The sequence below is a fragment of the Streptomyces sp. NPDC039430 genome, from assembly GCF_055639435.1.
In genome coordinates this window covers 461722-482176 of sequence record NZ_JBVKAK010000004.1, presented here as the reverse complement: position 1 = coordinate 482176, position 20455 = coordinate 461722, and the positions used below count along the sequence as shown (strand labels likewise).

At 69.4% G+C, this 20455-nt stretch carries 22 protein-coding genes and 2 pseudogenes; 10 read left to right on the top strand and 14 right to left on the bottom strand.

From position 1 onward, the window contains the following. The first annotated feature begins 80 nt into the window (after positions 1 to 80). A complete protein-coding gene (locus ACZ7LS_RS13990; protein ID WP_382528800.1) occupies positions 81 to 725 on the top strand; it encodes a TetR/AcrR family transcriptional regulator in 645 nt (214 codons plus the stop codon). A gap of 208 nt (positions 726 to 933) precedes the next feature. Here ACZ7LS_RS13990 and ACZ7LS_RS13985 read toward each other — a convergent pair whose 3' ends face one another. After that, complete coding sequence (locus ACZ7LS_RS13985; RefSeq protein ID WP_385134425.1) at positions 934 to 2139, bottom strand: glycosyltransferase; 1206 nt, start codon at positions 2137 to 2139, stop codon at positions 934 to 936. A gap of 317 nt (positions 2140 to 2456) precedes the next feature. Here ACZ7LS_RS13985 and ACZ7LS_RS13980 point away from each other — a divergent pair, with 317 nt between their 5' ends. Next, positions 2457 to 3146 carry a glycosyltransferase family protein gene (locus ACZ7LS_RS13980; RefSeq protein WP_382528791.1) on the top strand — a complete coding sequence of 230 codons (690 nt, stop codon included), beginning with the start codon at positions 2457 to 2459 and terminating at the stop codon, positions 3144 to 3146. Positions 3147 to 3243: 97 nt separating this feature from the next. Here ACZ7LS_RS13980 and ACZ7LS_RS13975 read toward each other — a convergent pair whose 3' ends face one another. Beyond that, complete coding sequence (locus ACZ7LS_RS13975; RefSeq protein ID WP_385134423.1) at positions 3244 to 4482, bottom strand: saccharopine dehydrogenase family protein; 1239 nt, start codon at positions 4480 to 4482, stop codon at positions 3244 to 3246. A gap of 162 nt (positions 4483 to 4644) precedes the next feature. Between ACZ7LS_RS13975 and ACZ7LS_RS13970 the strand changes: the two genes are divergently transcribed. Then, positions 4645 to 5355, top strand: coding sequence for a TetR/AcrR family transcriptional regulator (locus ACZ7LS_RS13970; protein WP_385134422.1), 711 nt, complete (start codon positions 4645 to 4647; stop codon positions 5353 to 5355). Between the two features lie 118 nt (positions 5356 to 5473). On the opposite strand, the gene ACZ7LS_RS13965 is transcribed toward ACZ7LS_RS13970, so the two are convergent. The 8 genes from ACZ7LS_RS13965 to ACZ7LS_RS13930 form a co-directional block, all read right to left on the bottom strand. Next, a complete protein-coding gene (locus ACZ7LS_RS13965) occupies positions 5474 to 7582 on the bottom strand; it encodes a transglycosylase domain-containing protein (RefSeq protein ID WP_382968428.1) in 2109 nt (702 codons plus the stop codon). A gap of 319 nt (positions 7583 to 7901) precedes the next feature. Continuing rightward, positions 7902 to 8693: an ABC transporter permease gene (locus ACZ7LS_RS13960; protein WP_382672661.1), complete on the bottom strand. Its 792-nt coding sequence runs from the start codon at positions 8691 to 8693 to the stop codon at positions 7902 to 7904. Beyond that, a complete protein-coding gene (locus ACZ7LS_RS13955) occupies positions 8690 to 9676 on the bottom strand; it encodes an ATP-binding cassette domain-containing protein (RefSeq protein ID WP_385134420.1) in 987 nt (328 codons plus the stop codon). The genes ACZ7LS_RS13960 and ACZ7LS_RS13955 overlap by 4 nt, the downstream gene beginning before the upstream one ends. 308 nt (positions 9677 to 9984) lie before the next feature. Next, positions 9985 to 10311: a DUF1048 domain-containing protein gene (locus ACZ7LS_RS13950; protein WP_382530079.1), complete on the bottom strand. Its 327-nt coding sequence runs from the start codon at positions 10309 to 10311 to the stop codon at positions 9985 to 9987. A gap of 1 nt (position 10312) precedes the next feature. Continuing rightward, complete coding sequence (locus tag ACZ7LS_RS13945; RefSeq protein ID WP_382530077.1) at positions 10313 to 10669, bottom strand: DUF1048 domain-containing protein; 357 nt, start codon at positions 10667 to 10669, stop codon at positions 10313 to 10315. Beyond that, positions 10666 to 10992 (bottom strand): PadR family transcriptional regulator, encoded by a 327-nt coding sequence (locus ACZ7LS_RS13940; RefSeq protein WP_382530075.1) that lies wholly within the window; start codon positions 10990 to 10992, stop codon positions 10666 to 10668. Before ACZ7LS_RS13940 ends, ACZ7LS_RS13945 begins: the two co-directional genes overlap by 4 nt. Positions 10993 to 11517: 525 nt before the next feature. Next, positions 11518 to 11910, bottom strand: coding sequence for an ester cyclase (locus ACZ7LS_RS13935; RefSeq protein WP_385134418.1), 393 nt, complete (start codon positions 11908 to 11910; stop codon positions 11518 to 11520). A 59-nt stretch (positions 11911 to 11969) separates the two neighbouring features. Continuing rightward, positions 11970 to 12716 (bottom strand): SDR family NAD(P)-dependent oxidoreductase, encoded by a 747-nt coding sequence (locus ACZ7LS_RS13930; RefSeq protein WP_382530071.1) that lies wholly within the window; start codon positions 12714 to 12716, stop codon positions 11970 to 11972. 93 nt (positions 12717 to 12809) lie between these two features. On the opposite strand from ACZ7LS_RS13930, the gene ACZ7LS_RS13925 reads away from it, so the two are divergent. Next, entirely contained in the window at positions 12810 to 13442 is a 633-nt protein-coding gene (locus tag ACZ7LS_RS13925; RefSeq protein ID WP_382530069.1) for a TetR/AcrR family transcriptional regulator, read from the top strand. 216 nt (positions 13443 to 13658) lie between these two features. Here ACZ7LS_RS13925 and ACZ7LS_RS13920 read toward each other — a convergent pair whose 3' ends face one another. After that, positions 13659 to 14207: a DUF302 domain-containing protein gene (locus tag ACZ7LS_RS13920; protein ID WP_382530067.1), complete on the bottom strand. Its 549-nt coding sequence runs from the start codon at positions 14205 to 14207 to the stop codon at positions 13659 to 13661. Positions 14208 to 14728: 521 nt separating this feature from the next. On the opposite strand from ACZ7LS_RS13920, the pseudogene ACZ7LS_RS13915 reads away from it, so the two are divergent. Beyond that, positions 14729 to 15055, top strand: a pseudogene (locus ACZ7LS_RS13915) (hypothetical protein); the annotation flags it as partial. Here the strand turns inward: ACZ7LS_RS13915 and ACZ7LS_RS13910 are convergent. Continuing rightward, positions 15039 to 15455, bottom strand: a complete 417-nt coding sequence (locus tag ACZ7LS_RS13910; RefSeq protein WP_365745822.1) for a MarR family winged helix-turn-helix transcriptional regulator — start codon at positions 15453 to 15455, stop codon at positions 15039 to 15041. The pseudogene ACZ7LS_RS13915 and the gene ACZ7LS_RS13910 sit on opposite strands and share 17 nt — an antisense overlap. A 114-nt stretch (positions 15456 to 15569) precedes the next feature. Between ACZ7LS_RS13910 and ACZ7LS_RS13905 the strand changes: the two genes are divergently transcribed. Further along, positions 15570 to 16484: an alpha/beta hydrolase gene (locus ACZ7LS_RS13905; protein WP_382530063.1), complete on the top strand. Its 915-nt coding sequence runs from the start codon at positions 15570 to 15572 to the stop codon at positions 16482 to 16484. A gap of 514 nt (positions 16485 to 16998) precedes the next feature. Here the strand turns inward: ACZ7LS_RS13905 and ACZ7LS_RS13900 are convergent. Continuing rightward, on the bottom strand, positions 16999 to 17727 hold the full coding sequence (locus ACZ7LS_RS13900; protein WP_385134415.1) for an SDR family oxidoreductase: 729 nt from the start codon (positions 17725 to 17727) through the stop codon (positions 16999 to 17001). Positions 17728 to 17850: 123 nt separating this feature from the next. Continuing rightward, positions 17851 to 18216, bottom strand: coding sequence for a hypothetical protein (locus ACZ7LS_RS13895; protein WP_385134413.1), 366 nt, complete (start codon positions 18214 to 18216; stop codon positions 17851 to 17853). On the opposite strand from ACZ7LS_RS13895, the pseudogene ACZ7LS_RS13890 reads away from it, so the two are divergent. From ACZ7LS_RS13890 to ACZ7LS_RS13875, 4 genes and pseudogenes are all read left to right on the top strand, one after another. Next, a pseudogene (locus ACZ7LS_RS13890) lies at positions 18131 to 18722 on the top strand (DUF5655 domain-containing protein); the annotation flags it as partial. The gene ACZ7LS_RS13895 and the pseudogene ACZ7LS_RS13890 overlap by 86 nt on opposite strands. Positions 18723 to 18833: 111 nt before the next feature. Beyond that, the gene (locus ACZ7LS_RS13885; RefSeq protein ID WP_382530059.1) at positions 18834 to 19571 is read left to right on the top strand and encodes a dienelactone hydrolase family protein; all 738 of its coding nucleotides are present in this window, start codon (positions 18834 to 18836) and stop codon (positions 19569 to 19571) included. Positions 19572 to 19785: 214 nt separating this feature from the next. Next, positions 19786 to 20013, top strand: coding sequence for a hypothetical protein (locus tag ACZ7LS_RS13880; RefSeq protein WP_385134411.1), 228 nt, complete (start codon positions 19786 to 19788; stop codon positions 20011 to 20013). A gap of 108 nt (positions 20014 to 20121) precedes the next feature. Further along, the gene (locus tag ACZ7LS_RS13875) at positions 20122 to 20268 is read left to right on the top strand and encodes a hypothetical protein (protein WP_382530058.1); all 147 of its coding nucleotides are present in this window, start codon (positions 20122 to 20124) and stop codon (positions 20266 to 20268) included. The last annotated feature ends 187 nt before the right edge of the window (positions 20269 to 20455 follow it).

The following is a 20455-nucleotide window of genomic DNA, read 5'->3' as shown; positions in this document are numbered from 1 at the left end:
CCGGGCCCGGCGCGGACACAGCTCCCGCCGCGAACCCGGACTACACTACACCGTGCAGTGTAGTTCGATAGGATGTACTCATGCCGACCACGAAGACACCGACGAAGACACTGCGCGAGGGGTCCACGCGGAAGCGGGCCGCCATCCTCGCGGCAGCCCGGGAACTGTTCCTCGCCGACGGCTTCGACCGGTCCAGCGTCGACGCGGTAGCCGCTCGGGCGGAGGTGTCCAAGCGGACGGTCTACGACTACTTCGGCGACAAACAGACGCTGCTGCAAGCGGTCGTCGACGGCGTCGGCGAGTCACTGATCACCACGATCAGGCGCACCCTCGACGAGACCCTCACCGACCTCACAGAGGACGCCGGTCTTGAGGACGCCCTGGTCACGTTCTCGATGCGCATCGCGACCGACATGCTCGGCTCAGCGGAGTACGCGACGCTGCAACGGCTGGTCCGGGCGGAATCCGGTCACCTGCCGCACCGGGGCTACAACTCCATGGCCGACACCCCGGACGAGGCAGTCGCCGAGCGGTTCGCCGCCCTCGCCGAGGCCGGGCTGCTGGACGTCCCCGACCCCCGGCTCGCGGCCGACCAGTTCATCGCGCTGACCTTCGGCGTCACGCTGGACAGGCTCGGCTCCGCGAACGCCGCGGAGGACACCCGCGTCCGGCCCCTCATCGTCGAGGGAGTGCGGACCTTCCTCCGCGCTTACCGGACCAGGTAGGAGCAGGCGGGCAGGTGGCGGCCGCTGATCTCCGGGTCAGGGCCCGGTCAACTGGAAGTGCCAGACGAATTCCACGGGCACTCCCCGCCCGGGGTGTATGCCGGAGAGCACCGGATGCCCGCCGAGTCGCAGCACCCTCAGCACGGCCGCGATACGTCCGGTGCCGCACTCGGCGTCATCCCCGGGCCGGGGGCCGGGCCGGCCTCGCTCACCGGAGCGCGTCGAGCAGCAGGCTCGCGGCCACCGCCGCTCCGTCGGTGCGGATCTGGGCGCCCAGAGCCCTGGCCCGCGCCCGGGTCTCGGGTGACAGCGCCGTCTTGAACGCGACGCTCAAGGACTCGGTGGTCAGGGTCGGACCGTCGAGTGCCGCCCCGATATCCAGGGCTGCCACCCGGCCGGCCCAGTAGGGGTTGTCGGCCAGTTGGAGAGGTACCACGACTTGCGGCACGCCCGCCCGCGCGGCCGTCACCGTCGTGCCCGCGCCGCCGTGGTGCACCACGGCGGCCACCTTGCCGAACAGACGCTGATGGTTGACCTCACCGATGGCCAGGCAGTCGTCCCGGCCGTCGACCAGGTCCAGGTCCGCCCAGCCACGGGAGACGAGCGCGCGGTGGCCCTGCGCGCGGATCGCCTCGATGGCCCTGCGGGCGATGTCCGGCGACGGGCGCATGCTGCCAAAGCCCACGTAGACCGGCGGCGCGCCCGCGTCCAGGAACGTCACCAACTCGGCCGGGAGCGGGCGTTCGTCCGCCAGGGTCCACGCACCCGTCTGTGTCACGTCGAGGCCCGGGGTCTCCCGCCACGGCCCCAGGACCGGGTCCGCCGCCAGCCACGGCCGGCCGGTGAAGACATGGTCGCGGACGTTGTCCACCGGGGGCAGACCGATCGATGCCCGGTGGCCGTTGAGCGCCTCGCCGAATTGCGCGTTCACGTTGTGGGCGTCCAGCTCCCACAGCGTCCGGTTGTCGGTCATCTCCGGCTCCGGCCAGCCGGGCCGCGGTGGCGGCGCGTGGTACGGCGACGGCAGGTTGATCGCCGAATAGCTCGTGTACACGTAGCGGATGCCCGCGGCCTCGGCCACGGACCGCGCGGCGATCTGCGCCAGGCCGGCCGCCACCAGCGCGTCACATCCGTCGACCGCGGTGGGGAGGACGTCGAATTGCGTGTCGACCAACTCGTTCCGGTACCGGGACAGATCCGCCGCCGACGGCAGAGCCGTCCCGCGCATCAACGCCTTCACCGGAGGTCCGGCCGGCATCAGTTGTATCCCGAGACCTGCCAGCCGCTCCGCGAACTCCTCGTCCGGCGGGGCGCACATCCGGACCTCCACACCGAGCGCCCGTAGCCGCACCGCGAGTGCCACCAACGGCTCGACATCGCCACGCGTCCCGTAGGTGGACAACAGCACCCGCATTCCACGTCCTCTTCCGTTCTGTCTTGCCATGCCTTCCGGCCGGTCCCGCTCATGCTCCCATGGGCCAACTCGGCGCTGTCGATGCCGACTTCCGACTCCGTGGGCAGCGGTGCGCGACCCGCAGGGACCTCGCGCCGACGAGCGGGTCGATCAACGCTCCCTCTCGCGTGCGGCCGTCCTCGGTGACTACGGTGAGCGCCGGCGTGCCATCCAGGCCGACGGTGCGGCGTCGGCCTCGGGCGGCCCGTACCCGGCGAGGCGCGCAAGGTTCCCGATCGTCAACTCAACCTGAGAGCCAGTCAATGCATAGTTCGTCCGTGCCCATCCCTGACGTTTCGATCATCTTGCCCTGCGCCGGATTCGGGACGCGCTTCGGGGCGCCCTACGCGAAGGAGCTGCACTGTCTGGCTCCTGGGGTCACTGTGCTGGACCGCAGCCTGGAGACCGTAGTTGAACTGGCCGAAAGCGGACTCAACGTGCGCCTGGTCGTCGTATTCAGGACACACAAACTGGACACGGTGAGTTATCTCGCGCGCTACGCCGAGACCTTTCAGATGGTCTTCGTCTACCAGGACGAGTCGTTCGAGCCGGGGCTCGACGGGGCGATCCGGTCCGCCCTTCCGATGACGCACGGGCCGGTGGCCCTCGTCCTGCCCGATATCGTTGTCACCGGCGAGGGCGGTGCGGGCAGTCTGCTCGCCGCGTTGCGGCACATAGGCGTGGCGGGTTGGAGCGTCGTGGCCGCCGAAGAGCGGGATCCCGGCACACTGCGGCAGATGGGCGCGCTGGCCGTGGCCGAGAGGGGCGGCGTGGCGACGGTCGAGGCGGCTGCCGACAAGCCGGCGGATCCCTCGGGCTTCAACGCGTTCTGGGGCATGGTGGCGGTCACCGCGGAGGAGGCACATCGGTTGCCTGACGTGGTGAGCAAAGGGGCGGACAACCCACTGCCCGGCGCCGTCGCTCACATGGTGGAGCGAATCGTCAACTACAACACGGCCGCGGGCTGACTCCCCGGGTGCGCCCTGCCCTGAAGTGCCGTGCGGGCAGGGGGCTTTGGGCAGCGCAAGGAGCCGCCGCGTGTGGTCCACCGCCGGGAGTCTCCGTTCAGCCCTGCCCTGACTCGTACTCGCGCGTCCCCCACGGGGAGCCGTACGCGGTCAGCAGGTCCAGGAACGGGCGCGGCGGGAGCGCCTCCGGGCCCAGGACGCCGGTCCCGGCCCACACCCCGCCCGCCATGAGTTCGAGCGCGACGACCGGATTGACCGCCGTCTGCCACACCACGGCCTGGGAACCGTACGTCCGCATCGACCACTGGTTGTCGACCACGTGGTACAGGTACACCTCGCGCGGCCGGCCGTCCTTGACGCCCTTCACCCACGTGCCCGCGCAGGTCTTCCCCGTCATCCGCTCGCCGAGCGTGGCCGGGTCCGGCAGGCAGGCGGCGACCACGTCACGCGGGGAGACCCGCACCGTGGCGCCGTCCGCGTCGCGGACCGTGACCGGCTCGGTCGCGTCCAGTCCCAGCGCGTGCAGGGTCTTCAGCTTGTCGATGAAATCGTCACCCAGCCCGTACTTGAAGGTGACCCGCCCGGCGTCCACCCAGCGCGGTACCAGCAGCACCTCCTCGTGTTCGACGTTGACGCACTCAACCGGGCCGATGCCCTCGGGGAAGTCGAAGACCTCCGGCTCGCTGAACGGCTCGGTGGTGAACCAGCCCCGCTCGCGCTCGTACACCACCGGCGGGTTCAGACATTCCTCGATGGTCGTCCAGATGCTGAACGACGGGGCGAAGTCGTATCCCTCGACGGTCAGATTCGCCCCGTCGCGTATGCCGATCTCCTCGATCTCGTCGAACAGTTCGTCGGCCGCGAACCGGGCGAAGACGTCGGACAGCCCCGGTTCCACCCCCATGCCGACCAGCGCCAGCCGTCCCGACTTCTCCCACACGTCGGCCCGCGCGAACTGCTCCTCGCCCAGCGTGACCCCGCACCGCGCGTACGGCTGCGAGGCGTGCGGCCGGGACAGCGACATCGCCATGTCCATGTAGTGGCTGCCCGCCGCGAGAGCGGCCTCGAACAGCGGCATCACGAACCGCGGGTCGGTGGCGTTCAGCAGCACGTCGCACCGCTCCTCGGTGAGGAGGGCGGCGACCGCGGCCTGGTCGGAGGCGTCGATCCGGCGTGCGGTGAACCGGCTCTCGCCGCCGTCCAGCGCCGCCACGGCCGCCTCGGCGCGCGCGAGGTCGTAGTCGGCGACCACGAAGTGGCCGAAGAAGTCCCGGCGGGCCGCGATCCGGGTGATCGCGGTACCGACGCCACCGGCGCCGACAAGCAGAACACGCATGACGAATCCCTCTCTCGTTCTCGGTGGGGTACGCGCGGGTCCGCGCCCCATGGGAGGGGATGAAAGCCGGGCGCACGAGTTAAGGTCAATGGTGTTGGCATAAGCGCGGCCGACCGCCCGGCGGGGCCGGGGCCGTCCGTCCCGGCAGGGGAGGCAGGCACCATGCCCAAAAAGGTGGTACCGGAAGAGGCGCGCAGACGACGGCGCCCCACCCGGCGGGGAACCGTCCTGTCCGAACGGCTGATCGTCGAGACCGCCCTGCGGATGCTGCGCGAACACGGCAGCGCCGGGCTCTCCGTCCGCCGCCTGGGCATCGCCCTCGGCGCCGATCCCAGCACCCTCTACCGGTACTTCGACGGCATGGACGGCCTCACCCTCGCCATCGGCGAGGAACTGATCGGCCGAGCCCTCGACGGCTGGAGCGCCACCGGGGACTGGCGCACCGACCTGCGCGAACTCGGCCGGCGCATCCACGGCGCCTACCTCGCCCACCCGCAGGCCGCCGTGCTCACCGCCAGCCGCGTCACCGGCCGCCCGCGTGAGATCGCCGCCGACGAGGCCGTCCTCGGCATCCTGCGCACCGCCGGCTTCCCCGATCCCGACGCGGTCCTGATCTTCCACGCCTTCATCGACCAGAGCCTGGCCTTCGCGGCCCTCGACGCCGCCGCCCTGGCCCTGACCGAGACCTCCCGCACCTCCGACGAACGGCAATGGGAGTCCACCTACGCCCGGCTGCCGGCCGAGAAGTACCCGCACATCGCGGCGACCGCCAAGCTGCTCGCCGCCCGGATGAACCAGAGCGCCTACCCGGCCGCCCTGGACATGCTGCTCGCCAGCGCGGACACCCGGCTCCAGGCACTGCGCGCCCACTGACCGGCCCACTGACCGCGCCGGGTGCCCTCAGCCGGAGTGGCCGGCCCTGAAGGCCCTCAAGGCGCTGACAGCCCTGACGGACCCGGAAGGCGCCGGCGGGCCGTCGTCCGGCCCGCGGTCAGTCCTGCCCGGGGTCCTCGTCCGTCTCCTCCTTCTTGCCCCGGGGAACGGAGACGGAGTTGAAGGCGGGGGCATCGGAGGCGTCCAGCGCGCCGGTCATGGCGATCCGCCAGATCGGACCGGGGAGGCAGCCGCCGCAGACCTTGTCGTAGTACTGGCCGCCGATGGTGACGCCGAACATCGAGCTCTTCTCGCCGATGTCGTCACCCACCCACACCGCCGTGGAGAGGTCGGGGGTGTACCCGACGAACCAGGCGTCCTTGCGGTCGTTGGTCGTGCCGGTCTTGCCCGCGTTGTCACGGTCATCGAGTCCGGCCCGCGTACCGGTGCCGTCCTCGACCACGCCCTTGAGCATCTGGTTGACGGTGTCCGCGGTCCGCTCGCTCATCGCCTTCGAGCACGCCGGCTCCGGCACGGGGATGTCCTTGCCCCGCGCGTCCTTGACGGACTCGATGGCGACCGGCGTGCAGTACGTACCGCGGTTGGCGAAGGTGGCGTACGCGGACGCCATCGAGAGCGGGGTGCTGTCGATACTGCCGAGGGTCACCGCGGGCCGTGCCTCGATCTCCTTGCCGTCACCGCGCTCGTAACCCACCTTCTTCGCCATCTCGATGGTCTCGCACAGGCCGGCCTTCTGCTCCAGCAGCGCGAAGTAGGTGTTGATGGACTTGCCGAGCGCGCTCGTCATGTCCCACGTGCCCTTCTCGGACTCCAGTTCGTTCTGGAGGGCCCAGGGCTGGTTGCCGGCGGGCGAGCCGTCACAGGTCCGGAAGGAGCTCTCCGGCAGGGTGAGCTTCCAGTCCGTGGTGAACGACGTCGCCGGGCCTATGCCCTTCTCCAGCGCCGCCGCGGCCGTGAACGGCTTGAAGGTCGAACCGACCTGGAAGCCATAGGTGCTGCCGCCCATCCTGTTGCCGACGGCGAGGTTCAGGACCGTCTCGTTCTGCTTCTGATTCAGTCCGTACGGGCGGGACTGGCCCATCGAGAGGATCCGGCCGCTCCCCGGCTCGACCTGGACCACGGACGCCGCGAACTTGTCGCCCCTGTCCACCTTGGCGGTGGCCGCCTCGTTGGCGGCCCGCTGCGCGCGCGGATCCAGCGTCGTCCTGATCGTGAGACCGCCGAGGTTCCAGAGCTTCGAGCGCTCCTTGTCGGTCCTGCCGAACGCCGGGTCGTTGAGGACCGTCTTGCGTACGTAGTCGCAGAAGAACCCGGCACCGCTGACGGCGGTGATGCAGCCGTTCCTCGGCCGGCTGACCTTCAGCCGGACCGGGGCGGCCATGGCCTTCTCCGCCTCGGCCCGGGTGACGCTGCCGGCTGCCACCATCCGGCTGAGCACGGTGTCGCGGCGCGCGGTCGCCTCCTCCACGTTGTTCACCGGGTCGTAGCGGCTCGGCGACTGCACCATGCCCGCGAGCAGCGCGGCCTCCTCCAGCCTCAGGTCCTTCGCGCGCTTGGAGAAGTAGCGCTGGGCCGCGGCCTCGACGCCGTACGCCTGGTTCCCGAAGAACGTGATGTTGAGGTAGTTCTCCAGGATCCTCTCCTTGCCGAGTTCTTCCTCGACCTGGATCGCGTACTTCAGCTCCCGGACCTTGCGGCCGACGGTCTGCTGGGTGGCCTGCGCGACCTTCTCCGGATCGTCGCCCGCCTCCTCGACGAAGACGTTCTTCACGTACTGCTGGGTGAGGGTCGACGCGCCCTGTGTGGCGCCGCCCGCCTGTACGTTGCGGTTCATCGCGCGCAGGATGCCCTTGAGGTCGACCGCCCCGTGGTCGTAGAAGCGGGAGTCCTCGATCGCGATGATCGCGTCGCGCATGTGCGGGGAGACGTCCTTGAGCGGGACGACGGTGCGGTCGCGTGAGTAGACCGTCGCGATCGCACCGCCGTCGCGGTCCAGGATCCTGGTGCGCTGACTGAGCGGTGGGGTCCTGAGGTCGGACGGGATGTCGTCGAACTCCTCGACCGCTCCCTTGGCGGCGAGACCTATCGCCCCGGCGGCGGGCAGTGCGATGCCCGCGAGCACCACTCCGGAGAGCGCGGCGACACCGAGGAATGCGGCGGCCTGCTGGGTCGTGGTGAGCCTCCGGCCCGGGCGCTTCTGTGGCATGCGTGGCAGCCTACGTTCCCAAGCCGGGCGCTTTCGGCCACGCGTGCGGCACCCGGCCGCCCTGCCGGGTGCCGCCGCCGCACACCGCACGCCGTATGCATGCCCGGGTTCCCGGTGCGGCTGGGTCCGGAGACGGCGGTACCCGGCCCGGATCCGGGGGTGCACGTGCGGGGGTGAAGTACTCAAACGGTGTGCGCACTTCGGCCCTTGGGCGGGAACGGAGTCCCGGCCGTGCGCGTTTGGCCTCGTTGGCCGGTGGGTTCGAGTCCGGTGAGGGATTCCGGGCGGCTGCGGGCGGCGACCCGGGCGTGCGTCTCGGTTACCTCGGGTCGCGGTTGAACAAGGCCATCGACCAGCGGTAGCCGAGCACGGACAGGCCGACGCACCAGGCGAGGGCGATCCACCCGTTGCCGCCGATCTCCGTGCCCAGGAGGAGTCCGCGCAGGGTCTCGATGGCCGGGGTGAACGGCTGGTACTCGGCGATCGGCTGGAACCAGCCCGGCATCGTGTCGGCCGGTATGAAGGCGCTGGAGATGAGCGGGAGCAGGATCAGGGGCATCGCCATGTTGCCGGCCGCCTCGGGGTTGGGGCTGGCCATGCCCATCCCGACCGCGATCCAGGTGAGCGACAGGGCGAACAGTGCGAGCAGTCCGAACGCCGCGAGCCACTCCAGGGCCGTGGCGTCGGTGGAGCGGAAACCGATGGCCACGGCGACGGCGCCCACGAGGATCACGCTGGCGACGCACTGCACTACGCTGCCGACGACATGCCCGATGATCACCGAGCCGCGGTAGACCGCCATCGTGCGGAAGCGGGCGATGAGGCCCTCGGACATATCCATGGCGACGTACACCGCGGGCCCGATGACGGTACTGCCGATGGTCATCAGCACGATGCCCGGAACGATGTAGGCGATGTAGTCGGAGCGGTCGGCGCCGCCGCCGCCGATGCCCGCGCTCATCACATCGCCGAAGACGTAGACGAAGAGCAGCAGCATCATGATCGGTGTGAGCAGCAGGTTCAGGGTCCCGGACGGGTAGCGGCGCGCGTGCAGCAGGTTGCGGCGCAGCATCGTGTGCGAGTCGCGTACGGCGAGGGAGAGGGCGTTCATCGGACGGTCTCCTCGGGGTGGCCGGGGATGTCGGTGCCGCCGGTGAGGGCGAAGAACACGTCGTCGAGGTCGGGGGTGTGCACGGTCAGTTCGTCCGCCTCGATGCCGGCCGCGTCCAGCCGGTCGAGCAGGGAGCGCAGTTCGCGCTGGCTGCCGTCGCAGGGAATCCGCAGCGTGAGTGCCTCGTCGTCGCGGGTGATCTCCCGCAGGGCGCCGGTGGCGGACAGGTACGCGGCCGGATCGGTGAACCGCAGCCGCACGTGCCCGCCGGGGACGATCCGCTTCAGTTCGTCGGCGCTCCCTTCCGCGGCGATCCTGCCGTCGTGCAATACCGCGATGCGGTCGGCGAGTTCGTCGGCCTCGTCCAGGTACTGGGTGGTGAGGAAGACGGTGACGCCGCCGGACACCAGTTCACGGATGATCCCCCACATCGTGTGGCGGGAGCGGGGGTCGAGGCCGGTGGCCGGCTCGTCGAGGAAGATGATCCGCGGATCGCCGACGAGGGTCATGGCGAGGTCGAGGCGGCGCTTCATGCCGCCGGAGTAGGTGGAGGCGGGCTTCTTCGCCGCCTCCACCAGGTCGAAGCGTGCGAGGAGTTCGCCGGCGGTGCGCCGGCCCTCGGGCCTGGACAGGTGGTGCAGGTCCGCCATGAGGAGCATGTTCTCCTCGCCGGTGATCAGGCCGTCGACGGCGGAGAACTGCCCGGTGACGCCGATCGCGGCACGCACCCCGTCCGGCGAGGCGGCGATGTCGTGGCCCGCGACCTGGGCCTGCCCGCCGTCGGCGGTGATGAGCGTGGACAGGATCTTGACGACGGTGGTCTTGCCGGCGCCGTTCGGGCCGAGCAGCGCGAACACGGACCCAGCCGGGATACGGAGATCGATGCCGTCGAGGACGAGCTTCTCGCCGTACGACTTGCGCAGCCCCACGGCGGAGACGGCGGTCGGCGGCGGGTGACCGTCACCCTGTCTGGATGTGGGCATGACAGATGAAGGCATGGTGGCTTCCTTTCGAAGACCCAGGACACAGGGGGAGTGGAAGCTGTGGGGTAACTCGGTTCGAGTGAACGGGCCATGACGACGCGTCAGCCCCGTCGTTCTGCTGGGCACCGGTGTCGAACGGCCGGCCGCCGGAGACCTGCTCGCCGGGGGCGTTGGCAGGGCTGGGCCGGGTCTCGCGTCCTGCTCGACCAGCTCGGCGGGCAGGATCCGCGGCGGCTCCGCCGGCCGGTCGGCCCGCGCCTGCTCGCGCCGAGGCGAACGAACCGCGCGTGCGGGCGAGGGGACGGGTGTTACTTCCGGGCTGTGCCGGGTTCCCCGCTGATGGATTCCTGGTAGACGTCCGCATAGGTGCGTGAGTCCTTGACCAGGTCGTCGCAGAACGCGGCGACATCGGTGCCGATGAGCTGCAAGACTCCCTTGCCGGCGGCGACGCCCTCCTCGAAGAAGTCGACGATCCCGGGGAGCAGAGGCCCGTCGGGCAGGTCGATCGGTCCGACCTTGAACAGGTACCTCTGCATCTCCTTGTAGACGATCTGGTAGTCCGGCGGGAGCGCTTTGACCCGAGCCATATGCGCCCGCCACTGCTTCTTGCCCTCGATAATGTCCTGGATGCCCACGTCAGCCTCCCAGCCGGCTCAGTTTCCTTGCGACGTTCCTGTTCAACTGCTCGCGCCACCGGTCGCGATAGGTCCGAGCCCCTTGTCCACCGGCCAGCGCCGTGCAGAAGCCCGGGATGTCGTCGCCGAGCACCTCGTGGACGCTCTGCCCGTCCGCCGCTGTTTCTTCGAGCAGCCCCAGGGCGGCGTCGAGGATCGGCATCAGGTTGCGGCCGGTGAAGTCCGCATGGGGAAAGAGGTGGCCCTTGATCTGTTCCCACGCCGCCCGGTATTCGTCCGGCAGGGCCGCGGCCCGGACTTCGAACGCCTTCCATTCCCTGGTGAGATCGCTGCCGGTGATGGTCTCCCAGAAGTTCATCTCCCGCCCTCCTTGAGCCTGTCGATGCGTGCTGAGACGTACTGCCATTTCGCCCAGAACTTCGCGAGTTCCTCACGCCCGGTGTCATTGAGCGCGTAGAACTTGCGCGGCGGGCCGACCCCGGACGGTCGTTTCGTCACCTGGACGAGTCCGTTCCGCTCCAGTCGCAGCAGGATGGTGTACACCGTCCCCTCGACGACGTCGGCGAAGCCGAGTTCGTTCAGCCGACGGGTGATGGCGTACCCGTAGGTTTCCTCGCCGCTGATGATTTCGAGCACGCACCCTTCGAGCGTGCCCTTCAGCATCTCCGTCAGGTCGTCCATCGCGAATCCCCCTCGGTTCTCTCGGTACTGCGTGCTACCGAGTACCACTATACGGTACCACCGAGTAGTGGCGGTGTCGGCGATCGGCGAACACGGACCGGACTCTGTGATCGGTACGAAGCCCCGGGTGCCGGAAGGCGGCCGGGTGGACGAGGCCGAGGTGCGCCGTAGGCTCGGCCGCCCCGGAGCCGGCGGATGCCCGGAGAGGGCGGCCGCGGGGTTCGCGAGGCGGTTGGGGATGGCTCGGTGTGCGGATGCCGGTGAGAAATGACGGCACCGCGGGCCGGCGAGAGCCCGCCGTCCGTGAGGGCGGCGGGCCGGTGTCAGGGGTGTGATTGTTGGTGAGCTCCTGCCGCGGCAGGAGGCCCGCGCCGACCAGTTGCACGAGCGGGCACGCGGCGCACCGACCGCGCTGGCCGGCGCGACGGACATCCTGCCCGGCGCCCCCGGGAACCCGCGGGCCCGCCCGGCCGTGCGCGGCGCGCGAACGGTTCCCAGAGACGCTGACGAAGGCCGACCCGGACGTCAGCCGACCAGCTGTCGCTGAACTGCCTGGGCGTCGATCAGATAGTTCATCTCGTAGAAGCGCCCGTCACGGACCTTGTGGAAGGCGTATTCGCCGTACTCGACGGTGGCGCCGGTGGGGGGCAGACCGAACCACTCCTTCGCGGGCGTCCCCTTGTTGAACAGACGGGCCGCCACGCGATCCCCCTCGATGGCGAGGTCCTGGACCCGCCAGGTGAAGTCCGGCACCGCGTCGCCGTGCCCCTCCAGCTCGGCGATGACGTCGTCCCGCGTGACCGGCCGGCCGTTCATGACCAGCTCGTCGTGGATGAATTCGGTCATGCGCTGAAACTCGTGAGTGTTGAGTGCGTCGATGTAGCGCTGGAAGAACTCGCGCAGGTCGGTGTCGGACATGATGGCCTTTCTGTCGCGCTGGATTTCGGGTTGTGTCATCCGGGTCGCGTACGCCGATGTCAGATCTGGTTCTCGCCGCCATCGACGTAGAGATTGGCGCCCAGGATGAAGCTGCTCCGCCCGGAGGCGAGGAAGGCCACCGCGTCGGCGACCTCGTCGGGGCGCCCGATCCGGCCCAGCGGGACACCCGCGACGAACTGGGCCTTGGTGACGGGCGCGGCTCCCTCGGCCACGGCGTCGACCGCGGGAGTGTCGATGGTGCCCGGGGAGATCGCGTTGACCCGGATGCCGCGATCCTTGAGTTCGTTGGCCCAGGTGCGGGCGAAGGACCGTATCGCCGCCTTGGAGGCCGCGTACGTGCCGAACGCCGTGACGCCGTCGTCGGCGCGCACCGAGGAGTTGAGGATCACCGACGCGCCGTCGTTGAGCAGCGGCAGCGCCTTCTGCACCGTGAACAGCGTGCCCCGTACGTTGACGCCGAAGGTCTCGTCGAAGTGGTCCTCGGTGACTTGTTCGAGTGTCGCGAACGACGCGGTTCCGGCGTTGGCGAACACGATGTCCAGGCCGCGGCCCCGGGCGCGGACCGTGTCGTAGAGCCGGTCCAGGTCGGCCAGGCTGGAGATGTCGCCCACCACGGCGGTGGCCGCCGCCGGGCCGATGGTCTCGACGGCCGCGTCCAGCAAAGTCTTGCGCCGGCCGGTGATGAACACGTGCGCGCCCTCGGCCGCCAGTCGAACGGCGGTGGCCAGGCCGATCCCGCTGCCGCCGCCGGTGACGACGGCGGTCTTGCCTTCGAACTGCCCCATGATCAAGACCTCTCAGATTCGGTACCGATCGGTACTGAATGAGACCGTAGCATCTTTCGCACCGACCGGTACAGAAGGGGTACGATCGACGGCATGAAGACGGGACAGAAGGCGCCGATCGGCCGGCCGAGGGGATTCGACACCGAGGAAGTCCTCGAACGCGCCATGCGGGTCTTCTGGGAACAGGGCTACGAAGGCGCCAGCCTCACCGACCTGACCGGCGCCATGGGTATCAACCGCACCAGCATGTACGCGGCTTTCGGCAACAAGGAGGACCTGTTCCGGAAGTGCCTGGAGCGCTACACGGAGGGCCCCGCCTCATACGGGGCCCGTGCCCTGCGGGAACCGACCGCCCGTCAGGTGGCCACCGCGCTGCTCAACGGCGCAGTCCGGGCCACCACCGGCGTCGGCAGCCCCGCCGGGTGCCTCGGTGTCCAGGGATCCCTCGCCGCCGGTGAGCCCGGAAGCAATGCCCGCGACGCACTCGTCGCCTGGCGCGACGGGCACGTCTCACTCCTCCGCGACCGCTTCCAGCGGGCCGTCGACGAAGGCGACCTGCCTCCCGACGCCGATGCCGGCCTGCTCGCCCGTCACCTCATGACTGTGGCGAACGGCATCGCCGTCCAGGCCGCCGGCGGCATCACTCGCGATGTCCTCCAGCAGGTGGCCGACATGACCTTGCGAAGCTGGCCACCCGCCACGGGCCCGGCTCAGCCGGACGCCTGAGCCGGCACAGTCCGCTGTGTCCGGAGGGGCGGCCGGTCTTCGCCGGGTCCTCGGCTCGTGCTCGGCTCGTGCTCGGCTCGTGCTCGAATGCCGCGGCGAGGCTCGGTTCCTGCACGCCGGATACCGCGTCGGCCGGGTCGCCGGCGACGAGGTCCACGGGGGCAACCCGCAGCTGCGGTCCGCCCTCTCACGGGTCCCGATCGCCACGCTGCGCTCTCAGGAGTACTGCAACCCGGGCGGCACCGGAACGTCGAGGAACCCCAGGAGCGCGGCGAGTTCGTGGTCCAGCTCCAAGCCGACCTTGGTGATCTGCGGCGTGTTGAAGCTGCCGAAGGCGGTGCTGGGCTGGTCGACGGTGAACCAGGTGGCACCGTCGGCGTCCTCGAAGATCGCGGTACGCAGCGGCGCGTAGAGCATGACGGCCGGGTTGTAGCGGTACATCCGCTGCGCGAAGGTGTGGTTGCCCATCAGGTACTCCACGCAGCGGCCCCGGTCGCCCGCCAGCCGCATCAGCGATGTGAACTCCGTGCTCCAGTAGATGATGAAGCTGTGCGGAGCGTTCTCCTTCGTCGCGTCGAGGACGGTCTGCCAGTCGGCGCCCTCCTCGACGAGCTTCGCGAATCGCTCACTCTGGAACACGGGAACGGCGTCTTCGTAGCGCTCCCGGAAGGCGTCGAACGACTCGTTGACCTGGACGGTCAGCCGGTGGACCTCGTGCGGCACGGTCTCGATCGTGCCGTCCGACGGCCGAGCAGTCGTTGTCATGATCCCTCCACTCCTGGCCAGGGACTCCTGGCTCGGGCGCCCCCGCGGCCGACGCGGGGGCCGGCGCCATGGCCGACACGAGGGCTGGCGCCGTGGCCCGGCCGACGGATACCGACTATCGGCCGCCACGCTCCGCAGCGGCTCCCAGAGCCGACGACCGAACGGCGCTGGCCGCCTCCCAATTACGCTACGCCCGCCGCAGGGGGCGGACAACCCAGGTGATCGTGGGGGCCGGCCGGTGATCGCCGGGCCCGTGTATGCGAGGGCTACCGACAGACCCTCGAAGCGCACCGCGAGGTCGCGCCGCCGCGTGAGGCTGCGCCGATGGTGGCGATGCGCCCTGGAGGCCCGCAAGCCCGCCGCGGTGGAGTCGCCGGTGCTGCCCGGCGACGCCCGGCAGGCCCGGGACTGTCTTCAGCTGACTGTCCTCGACCCACATCCAGAGACTGGCCGGCGCACGGTGCCGCTGGGACTTCGTCATCGCGACGGCCACCACCCGCCCGGTCAAGCTCGGCCAGCCGTGGGCGAAGAAGAACAAGATCGAGTTGTGCTTCATCCCGACCTGCGCCTCGTGGGCGAACCCGATCGAGGCGCACTTCGGACCGCTGCGGCAGTTCACCATCGCCAACTCCAACCACCCCAACCACCCCGTGCAGTCCCGGGCCTTGCACGCCTGCCTGCGTGGGCGCGACGCCAACGCCCGTCACCGCGACGTCCTGGCCGCCGAACGCAAGGTAACGCGCTCGCGTCCTAGGGAGAAGGGCATCCGCTGGGGCGGGCGCCGGCGGGCAAGGCATTCACCGGGAAGGCCAACCGCCCATCGTCATGGCCTCATTTTGGCGTCGTGAGCATCTCCAGAAGGATGCGCTGCAGATCGGTGCGGTCCTGCGGGGTAATCCTCGCCAGCCTGCGGTCGAACTCCGCCGCGAGCGCTGAGAGCGCGCGGTCCCGCGCCGCCTCGCCCTCGGCAGTCAGGATGAGCCGATGCCGCCGCAGGTCCTCGTCATCGATCTCGCGCCGCATGAACCCCTTTGCGACGAGGTTGCGGACGTAAACCGTCACGCTCGCTTTAGGGATCATCAGCGCCGCCGCGAGTCCGGCAGGGTACGGCGACGCGGCCACCTCTGCCAGCACGAAGAACTCCTTCGTCTCCAGCCCGAGCTCGGCCAGTTCAGCGCTGCAGGCATCCATGACGACGCTCAGCAGACGCTGGTTCAGCGTCCACAGTTGCGCCCCGTCAACCGCCACGCAAGCCCCTCCATCCGTCCAGGTGGTACAGTTCTGAATTAGTTCTGAACTGTACCACCTGGCTTTCGTACTGGACGGTTATGGAACAAAGGTCTACGTGAAAGGCGCCATCAGATGCTGCGGCACATCATGATCCCGCGCGGACCGATCGATCTCGCGGCCGACCTCTACCTGCCCGACACCATCGACGATGCGGCGCCGCTGCGCGCCGTGGTGCTCTCCACGCCCGGCAGCAGCGTGAAGGAGCAGATCGGCGCGAACTACGCATCTCGCCTCGCCGCCTGCGGCGTCGCGGCGCTCGTGTTCGACCCCGCCCATCAAGGTCAAAGCGGCGGAGAGCCCCGCGACCTCGAAGACCCCTACCGCCGCGGCGAGGACATCTCCTACGCGATCGACGCGCTCAGCACGATCCCCGGCATCGCCCCGGAACGCATCGGCGTCCTTGGCATCTGCGCCGGCGGAGGTTACGCGGTGCACACCGCCCGCACGGACCATCGCATCAAGGCGGTCGGCACGGTCGTCCCAGGCAACATGGGCACGTCGTTCCGCGGCTTTCAGCCGGATGGCGCGGCGGCCGCACTCGACACCATGGCCGACGCGCGCATCGAAGAGACCCGCTCCGGCGAGCTGACCCGCGTGAACTGGCTGCCCGACACCTTGGAAGAAGCCACAGCGGTCGGGCTGACCGATATCGACACGATCCAGGCAGTCACCTACTACCGCACCGATCGGGGCAGGAACGAACACTCCACGAACCGCCGCCTCTCGCGCGGCGATTCGATGCTGCTGGGCTACGACGCGTATCACCTGGTCGATCAGCTCATGACCCAACCGCTGCAGGTCATCCTCGCCGGACGCATCGGCAACACCAACTCCTACGAGTCCGGTATGCGGTTGTGGAAGCTGGCACCCAACCCGGTCGACCTCATGGTGATCGACGGCGCCGGCCACTACGAGATGTACGACGAGCCCGAGTACGTCGACGCCGCCGTCGACCGGCTCGGCAACTTTTACCTGAACAACCTGTAAGTCACCAACAACCTGTAAGTCAACCAACCCGGTGAACCTATGCGGTCACGGCACTGGCGAGGAGGTCCCACGCGACCCACGCCGCGTTGTGGCCCTGGTGCGTACAGTCCTCCACATCACCAGAGCACCAACCTGTCTCGGCACTGCCGGGACACCACGGTTTCCAGCGCATTGATCGCCGAGCGGAGCACCGCGCGGTCGAGTGCTAGCCGCAGCTGCTGGAACGGATCACCGCGCGGCGCGGAACTCGATGAACTCGAAGAACAGCTGGTGAGGCGGTTGACGGAAGCGCGGGCGGACAGGTGTGGGGGTTGACGTCAGAGTAAAGGCCGAACTGGAGCCGCTCCGCGGCAAATTGGCCAGACTCGCCGGTCGCGGCCGGCTGCGGAAACGTCCCGACGGCCGGTTCACTACTTGCCTGTGACCAGGACCGCTCGCGCCCCCTGCGTGCTCGTGCCAGCGAGCATGCAAGGGGCGAGCATCTGCACTGGTGGTGTTGGGTCCGCGCAGGCTCTCACAACTGCTCGAAGTGGAAGGAGCGGATGAAGCAGTCGCGCGACTGACCGATCGCGAAAAGGACGCAGTCGAGCACGGATTGGGCGGTCAGCGGGTTGTCGGCGGTCCTGGTGGCCTGTTCCCAGGTGGCGTCGAGTGGGTCGCCGTCCGTGAAGTCCGGTGGGTAGAGCGAGATGACACGGATGCCCTCAGGGCGGAGCCGCTGGGAGAGGACGTCGGCAAAGCCGGCTTGCGCGGCTTTGGCCGCGTAGAACGCGGGGTGCGCCTGAGAGCGATGGTTCCGGGCTTCCGCGGCCGAGGAGACCAGGTTGACGACATCGGCACCAGTGGAAACGCGTAGCAACGGGAGGAAGTGCTTGACCGTGAGCAGGGTGCCGGTGGCTCCGGACGCGATGGTGTCGGTGATCGCGCCGTCGTCGGCATCCCAAAGATCAGGGCCTGCCAGGTAGCGGGCCCCATTGTTGATCAGCACGTCCACCTGGCCGGTGTGGGCGGTGACCCCGTCGGCGAACGCCTTTATGGAGGTTGGGTTGGCCAGATCGCAGCCGAACGCGTCAGCTTGCGCGCCGCTGTCGGACGTCACGTCATCGGCCACCTTCTGTGCCGCGGCCAGAGAGCGCGCGGAAACGAACACGTGCGCCCCCAATCGGCCTGCGCTCAGGGCCAACGCTCGCCCGAACCCGCGCCCGGCCCCGGTGACTACCACCGTATTCCCGGTGAGATCCATGCGCGTACCTCCTCTGTGTTGATCACCGCGAGCGTAGCCGTAGCATCAAACACGATGGACTCTCGCCTCGGCCGAGGCGCGATTGGGGAGATCCACTGAGCCCGTCTGGGGCGGACACGAGCATCACTCGGAGGCACCTGCCCGCTTACCTGTCAGTGCCGTCTGTCGCTTTCCACGCGCACCGTCAACCAGCTCGCCGATCTGCTGCGGCGCCATCTGAAGGCGATGGTGTCCCGGTGGGGCCTCCTGCCGCCGGGAAGGATCGGGGTGATCGATCGTTCTGGCCGTGCACCGTACGACCAGCGCCTGGCCGACATGGCCGATGGCAACGACGTGTCCGAGTCCACCGTCCGCCGATGGCGGGACGAGCTGATCGGACTGCTCGCCGCCCAGGCGCCACGTCGGGGGCCGGATCAGCTCGATCGGGCTGGACGAGAACGGGTCGCCGGTCATCGTCGAGTACAAGCGGGGCATCGACTCGGGCGTCATCAACCAGGGCTTGTTCTACCTCTCGTGGCTGATGGACCACCGGGCGGAGTTCGAGCACCTGGTCCGCTACCGGCTCTTCGGCACCGACCTGCTCGGCCTTGAGACCGTGGCGTCCGTGAGCGACGGCACGCAGGTAGCCCGGCGGGTGCGCCGACAGGCAGTCGCGCGGACGGTAGGCGACGTCCGGGAAGCGTCGATGGTCGAGTTGGTGAACGCGGTCGACGAGGCGTTGCTCGGCCTCGGGGACGGCGTGAACCGCGTTGAGCGCAAGCAGTACCGGGCGTATCAGCGTCTGCGGAACTTCGCCTGCGTCTGCCCGCCTCAGCGGAGCAAGCTCCTTGTACCTCAAGGTCGACCCGAAGGAGGTCGATCTCGTCTCCGGGTTCACCCGGGACGTGACGGGGCTCGGCCACCGCGGGACGGGCGACTTGGAGGTGCAGTTCCGCGCGTCGAAGGACGTGGAGCGTGCGCAGGATCTGTGCCAGGCAAGCTACGCAGAGACGTGATCGCTCGCCGGCAACTTGGTTATGAGCGCTTCGGGTCGGGACACGCGCGCATTTCTGCCAGTGGCAGAACACCGGCCGGACCGGGCTCGATGATCACTACAGTCCAGTCTCATGACGACGATTACGACGCGTACGGTCGAGTACCCGGCCGACGGTTTGACGATGACCGGGCACCTCGCTCTCCCGGCCGGTGTCGACCGCCGGCCCGCGGTGCTGCTCGGACCGGAGGGCATGGGGCTCAGCGACGTCGAACGCCGCCGGGCCGACGCTCTCGCCGAGCTGGGATATATAGCGCTGGCCTTCGACCTTCACGGCGGGCGCTATTTGGGCGACCCCGAGGAGATGCTGGCCCGTTGCCTGCCACTGCTCGCTGATCCCGACCGGATGCGGGGCATCGGCCACGCGGCGCTCGACGTGCTGCGCATCGAACCGCGGACCGACCCCGACCGGATCGCCGCCGTCGGCTACGGCACCGGGGGCGCCGTCGGGCTGGAACTCGGGCGCGGCGGCGTCAGCCTGCGTGCGATCGGGACAGTCAACGCACTGACCACAGGCCGGCCGGGCGAGGCTGCGCGCATCCGCTGCCCGGTGTGGGCCGGGGTCGGGTCGGAAGACCCGATCATGCCGCCCGCGCAACGGAACGCGTTCACCGCCGAGATGCAGGCCGCAGGCGTCGACTGGCGCCTCACGGTCTACGGCGGAGCCTTGCACGCCTTCCACCACCCACCGGTCGACCACCCCGCGGTCCCCGGCGTCGGCTACCACCCACGGCACGCACAGCGAGCCTGGCGCGACATCGTCGACCTGCTCGCCGAGTGCCTGCCAGTGACGGAGGATCTGGAGGCATGACCCAGGCAAGCATGCTGGCGCCGGACCTGGTCGGCGTCGGGCACTGACAGTCCCCGCCCCTCAAGTCCGCACAGCAGAACCGCATTGGGGCGGATGCTCGGCCGCGGAGACGCGTTCGCAACTGCCGCAGTAGATACCGGATTTACTGCGACGGAGCCCCTGCCGTGGTCGTCGCGACCCGCGGCGGTCCGTTCCGGCCGCCAGGGCGAGGCGCATGTATTTGCCCGGCGGCTACACCCTCACCACCAGCGATGGCCTTACCGACTTCGCTCGCCTCGCCCACCGCACCGTCGGCGGTGAGGTCTCTCTGGGCGGGAAACTCGTGCTCACCACCATCGAGAACGAGCGGATGGTGTGGCTGGAACTTCCCGAGGGGGATGTCGAGGCACTCGAAGCCCAAGCCCGTCATGCTGGCGCGACGACGCTCTCCCACGTCGCTTGAGCTTGACTAGTAACCCCACCAAGACCACGTCTTGGTGGGGTTCGTCGTTCGTCTGACAACTGGGGGGCCTGTTGAGTCGGCACGGAGGCACCGACGCCGACAGAGAGGATGCCGCTCTCTTCAGCGCCTGGCCCGCGGCGAAGAACCCCCGTCAAGGACGCCGAAGACCGACGCGAGGCCACCATCAGCGGCGTCGTCATCCGCTACGACGTCAGCGACACCACCGTCACCGTCGTCCGTGCCGTCTCCATCTGAGCGCGCCACTCGGCCGAGGCGGCGAGGCGGCGAGGCGGCGGGCGCGGGCCCGGCGGTAGGCGTTGCTGGTGAGGTCGGTACGGCCGGCCAGGGGCCTCCAGGGACGCGAAGCCCTGCCGTGCGAGGGCTGGCCGGGCCGGGTTGGGCGGGTGTGTCAGGATTCCGCGAGACGCGGCGTACAACTGCC

Coding starts and splice junctions, on each gene's coding strand:
- ACZ7LS_RS13990 (WP_382528800.1), top strand. CDS start 81: ATGCCGACCACGAAGACACCGACGAAGACACTGCGCGAGGGGTCCACG.
- ACZ7LS_RS13985 (WP_385134425.1), bottom strand. CDS start 2,139: ATGCGGGTGCTGTTGTCCACCTACGGGACGCGTGGCGATGTCGAGCCG.
- ACZ7LS_RS13975 (WP_385134423.1), bottom strand. CDS start 4,482: ATGCGTGTTCTGCTTGTCGGCGCCGGTGGCGTCGGTACCGCGATCACC.
- ACZ7LS_RS13970 (WP_385134422.1), top strand. CDS start 4,645: ATGCCCAAAAAGGTGGTACCGGAAGAGGCGCGCAGACGACGGCGCCCC.
- ACZ7LS_RS13965 (WP_382968428.1), bottom strand. CDS start 7,582: ATGCCACAGAAGCGCCCGGGCCGGAGGCTCACCACGACCCAGCAGGCC.
- ACZ7LS_RS13960 (WP_382672661.1), bottom strand. CDS start 8,693: ATGAACGCCCTCTCCCTCGCCGTACGCGACTCGCACACGATGCTGCGC.
- ACZ7LS_RS13955 (WP_385134420.1), bottom strand. CDS start 9,676: ATGCCCACATCCAGACAGGGTGACGGTCACCCGCCGCCGACCGCCGTC.
- ACZ7LS_RS13945 (WP_382530077.1), bottom strand. CDS start 10,669: ATGAACTTCTGGGAGACCATCACCGGCAGCGATCTCACCAGGGAATGG.
- ACZ7LS_RS13940 (WP_382530075.1), bottom strand. CDS start 10,992: ATGGACGACCTGACGGAGATGCTGAAGGGCACGCTCGAAGGGTGCGTG.
- ACZ7LS_RS13935 (WP_385134418.1), bottom strand. CDS start 11,910: ATGTCCGACACCGACCTGCGCGAGTTCTTCCAGCGCTACATCGACGCA.
- ACZ7LS_RS13930 (WP_382530071.1), bottom strand. CDS start 12,716: ATGGGGCAGTTCGAAGGCAAGACCGCCGTCGTCACCGGCGGCGGCAGC.
- ACZ7LS_RS13925 (WP_382530069.1), top strand. CDS start 12,810: ATGAAGACGGGACAGAAGGCGCCGATCGGCCGGCCGAGGGGATTCGAC.
- ACZ7LS_RS13920 (WP_382530067.1), bottom strand. CDS start 14,207: ATGACAACGACTGCTCGGCCGTCGGACGGCACGATCGAGACCGTGCCG.
- ACZ7LS_RS13905 (WP_382530063.1), top strand. CDS start 15,570: ATGCTGCGGCACATCATGATCCCGCGCGGACCGATCGATCTCGCGGCC.
- ACZ7LS_RS13900 (WP_385134415.1), bottom strand. CDS start 17,727: ATGGATCTCACCGGGAATACGGTGGTAGTCACCGGGGCCGGGCGCGGG.
- ACZ7LS_RS13895 (WP_385134413.1), bottom strand. CDS start 18,216: ATGACGCCCGAGTCGATGCCCCGCTTGTACTCGACGATGACCGGCGAC.
- ACZ7LS_RS13885 (WP_382530059.1), top strand. CDS start 18,834: ATGACGACGATTACGACGCGTACGGTCGAGTACCCGGCCGACGGTTTG.
- ACZ7LS_RS13880 (WP_385134411.1), top strand. CDS start 19,786: ATGTATTTGCCCGGCGGCTACACCCTCACCACCAGCGATGGCCTTACC.
- ACZ7LS_RS13875 (WP_382530058.1), top strand. CDS start 20,122: ATGCCGCTCTCTTCAGCGCCTGGCCCGCGGCGAAGAACCCCCGTCAAG.